Origin of the sequence: Maribacter luteus, assembly GCF_009674825.1 — a bacterium.
Lineage (GTDB): Bacteria > Bacteroidota > Bacteroidia > Flavobacteriales > Flavobacteriaceae > Maribacter_A > Maribacter_A luteus.
Window position 1 is genome coordinate 1 of record NZ_WKJH01000009.1, and the last position, 1,937, is coordinate 1,937.

At 31.5% G+C, this 1,937-nt stretch carries 2 protein-coding genes; both read right to left on the reverse strand.

The annotated features are described in order from the left end of the window. Positions 1-529: 529 nt before the first annotated feature. Positions 530-1,126, reverse strand: coding sequence for a mobile mystery protein B (locus GJ691_RS11275; RefSeq protein ID WP_154366937.1), 597 nt, complete (start codon positions 1,124-1,126; stop codon positions 530-532). Continuing rightward, on the reverse strand, positions 1,117-1,578 hold the full coding sequence (locus GJ691_RS11280) for a mobile mystery protein A (RefSeq protein ID WP_154366939.1): 462 nt from the start codon (positions 1,576-1,578) through the stop codon (positions 1,117-1,119). The genes GJ691_RS11275 and GJ691_RS11280 overlap by 10 nt, the downstream gene beginning before the upstream one ends. Positions 1,579-1,937 lie beyond the last annotated feature (359 nt).

Below are 1,937 nucleotides of genomic sequence, written 5' to 3' on the forward strand. Positions count from 1 at the left end.
CGTTGGGGGACATGTCCCCCAACGAGTATATCGAAAAGAATCAAAATAGCCCGGATTCTCTACTTTTGACCGGTACATAATATGGGAGGAGGTCAAATAGCCCGGATTCTCTACTTTTGACCGGTACATAATATGGGAGGAGGTCATTCAAAATATTTTGTTGAGTTTAGAGTTGTCCTAAAAAGGGTAAGGCTACAAAAAGGGGAAGGCTACAGGGGTACTGGAGTGAAAGATAAAAAAACAAACCATAACAAAGCTCACAAAATAGTAGAGAGACCCGTACCACAAAACAACGTGGGTGGCCCCGAGAACTCGGGGATCACATTTTTATAGCAAGTGGCCGGGTCTATTATAGCTTATAATCATACAGATGCTGGTGAACCCTAAGACAAAAGGTGTATCACATATAGGATGCGGAGCAAGTTATATTAAAGAAAAAAAAGTGGTTTAAGGCAAAAAAAAAAATATTGATTAACTTTAGAGAACTGGACTAGGGCTTTTCATAGGAGCCATTGTTAGCTTTAGTTTTTTAATTTAGAGCAAATTCTATTAAAGGTCCTATATTACCATTATCGGCTTCTTTCAATGTAGTTATGTATTTTTCTCTTGTTTCATCTGCTTTTACCATATGCGATTTGTTCCAAGTAAATATTTCTTTTCCAAAAATGGATTCTATTATTATATCTGCCATCATTCTAGAGTGTCTACCATTTCCGTTTGGAAAACAATGAATCTGAACTATTCTATGTTTAAACCTAATTGCTATTTCTTCAGGAGAATAAGTCTTGTTTTCAATCCAATATTTGGTATCATCAATAAGGTTTTTTAATTCGATTCCAATTTGGGTCCATTTTATTCCAATATTTTTTTCAGATTTTCTAAATTCTCCTGCCCATTTCCATACTTGACCGTACATCTTTTTATGTAATTCTTTTATGAATTTTTCAGATAATATTTTATCCTGTTTCAAATTCGTATGAATGGTCCATTCAACAGCTTTTTCAATGTTCATTTGTTCAAATTCATCTAATTCTTTTTGTAAGGTTATGGTTTTTATTAAAAGCCCATCTTTTTCTTCTTCATTTAAGGGAGTTTGTCCTTTTTTATATTTTAAGTTTATTCCCATAGTGACTTTCTCATTTCTCTTTTGATTTCTGTGGCCAAGTCTATTACTGATTGTTTTATTTTTTCATCACTTATTCCTTGGTCCTCTAATTTCATGTTTTGGTTGGTCCTTAATACAATTTTTCTTGCCAGTGTTTGAGCTTTATTATTAATTAAATTGTCGATGGTCCCATCTTTTGGAACAAAGCCATAAACAAGTTTTAATTCTAAAGCATCACCTACTTCTTTTAAGGAGTTTATTGATATTGAGCCTTTTGCTTCACTTTCTTCAATTCTTTTTACACCTTGTTTAGTTACACCTAATTTGGTCCCAAGTTGGGCCATTGTCATGTTGAGTGTAGTTCTGATGGTATTTACCCATCCTTTATCTGGGACTAGGACCATTTCTGTTTCTTGAAAAGGTTTTAATTTTTGGTCCAATTGTTCAATTAAAAGCTGTTTCTTATTTCTCATTATTTTTAATTTTGTATCGAATTAAGTTTACAATTTAGTTAAAAAGTAAACCTAACTGTTTACAAATATAATTAAAAGTCAACAAATATGTTTACAAAAAATAAAAAAAGTAAACATTTAAGTTTACTTAAGAAGAATATTTTAAATTAAAGCTAACGGTCTTGTATATGAAAAGTAGCGGATTTTAAACACTATTGTTTCAATTTAACAATGACCTTTAATTTATTCATTTTGTTTTGATTAAGCGATTAAACCGCTATTTTTTATAGCATCGATGAAAAAGCAGTAAGTCGAGTATCTTTAAAATGAACAAAAAAATAAAGATATGGTTACTCAAATTACTGCTGTACCGAAGTTAT

Excerpts from the sequence above, each read along its gene's own strand:
- GJ691_RS11275 (WP_154366937.1), bottom strand. The coding sequence starts at position 1,126 with ATGGGAATAAACTTAAAATATAAAAAAGGACAAACTCCCTTAAATGAA.
- GJ691_RS11280 (WP_154366939.1), bottom strand. The coding sequence starts at position 1,578 with ATGAGAAATAAGAAACAGCTTTTAATTGAACAATTGGACCAAAAATTA.